The organism is Spirosoma panaciterrae DSM 21099 (genome assembly GCF_000374025.1).
Taxonomy (GTDB): Bacteria; Bacteroidota; Bacteroidia; order Cytophagales; family Spirosomataceae; genus Spirosoma; species Spirosoma panaciterrae.
Window position 1 is genome coordinate 1 of record NZ_KB893240.1, and the last position, 1,431, is coordinate 1,431.

Here is a 1,431-nt window from a genome sequence, read left to right on the forward strand (position 1 = left end):
GGATCAAGGACAATACTTGTGGAGGGCGTTGTATTTTTCTAGGTTTGTACGTTTGATCAAACCGAGCCGTTTTGGAAAGTTTCTTGCCTTTAGTCGAATACCTCTTGCCCGAGTTCATCCTATCCTATTATCAATTGACGCGTGTCGAGAAGTCCCTAGAAGTACTTCATCTGTATTTGGAAGAAAACAACTATGAAGACGCCGGTAGGGCAAAACCAGACCTACTCTCCAAAGGCTTTCTGCCAGAAATTACTATTCAAGACTTTCCCATTCGAGACAATCGAGTTTTCTTGCATATCAAACGCCGTCGCTGGCTCAATACCAAAACCGGTACAGTAGAGCAACGGGACTGGAACCAGGTAGCACAAGGCACGCGAATGACGACAGACTTCGCGGCTTTTTTAAAAGAAATTGACGGATTCGTCCCCCCACAGTACCAATAGCCTTGGTCGTTTGTATGGGGTGGATGGCAACCGGCTGGCCCGCCAATACCGTACTCAGCTAAGTGAGTTTACGCATTGGCCTCAGCGTTCCCATGCTAAACAATGGCTTTTATTTCCTCAAAATCTGGGCACACAGCTATCCATTGATGAAACCAGTTTATCGCATGGCGAACTGTATACGATTCTGACCAATAAGGCTGCCAAAGGGGGCAAGGGCAGTATCGTGGCCATTATGGCTGGCACAAAGGCCGAGACCGTGATTGAAGTGTTACGTAAGTTACCTGTAAACCAGCGGAAAAAGGTCAAGGAAGTCACCTTAGACATGGCAGGTAATATGGCTCTGATCGCTAAGAAATGTTTTCCTAAGGCTACTCAGGTAACTGACCGTTTTCATGTACAACAATTGGCCCTAGAAGCGGTTCAGGACATGCGCATCCAGTATCGCTGGCAAGCCTTGGAAGCCGAAAATCAGGCTCTTGAGCAGGCTAAGCTCCACCAGATGGGTTATCAACCCGAGTTACTTTCTAATGGCGATACGGTGAAACAGTTGCTGGCTCGCAGTCGCTATGTACTCTATAAAAAGGCATCGGCTTGGACAGCTAGTCAACAAGAGCGGGCTGGTCTGCTTTTTGAGCGGTATCCTGATTTGAAGCAAGCCTATGAGTTGAGTCAGTCGCTAAGCCATATTTTTGAGCATACGACCGATAAGCTCTACGGCTTAGCCCGGTTGGCTAAATGGCATGAGAAAGTCCGCCAAGCGGGTTTTAAGGCCTTCAACACGGTGGCTCGTTCGATCCAGAATCACTATGAAACGATTCTCAACTACTTTGACAACCGCAGTACGAATGCCTCAGCGGAGTCATTCAATGCCAAGATCAAGGCGTTTCGGGCTCAGTTCAGAGGGGTTGGTAACGTGGCATTCTTCTTATATAGGCTGTCTCAATTATATGCTTAATCCAAGTTACTCCACAAGTATTATCCTTGATCC

2 protein-coding genes are annotated in these 1,431 nt (G+C 47.2%); both read left to right on the top strand.

Annotation, left to right across the window (positions count from 1 at the left end; all coding sequences use genetic code 11):
- Positions 1–71: 71 nt before the first annotated feature.
- A complete protein-coding gene (locus tag B153_RS0132145) occupies positions 72–443 on the top strand; it encodes an ISAon1 family transposase N-terminal region protein (protein ID WP_020600870.1) in 372 nt (123 codons plus the stop codon).
- Positions 412–1,398, top strand: a complete 987-nt coding sequence (locus B153_RS0132150; protein WP_157635001.1) for an ISAon1 family transposase — start codon at positions 412–414, stop codon at positions 1,396–1,398. The genes B153_RS0132145 and B153_RS0132150 overlap by 32 nt, the downstream gene beginning before the upstream one ends.
- Positions 1,399–1,431: the final 33 nt, after the last annotated feature.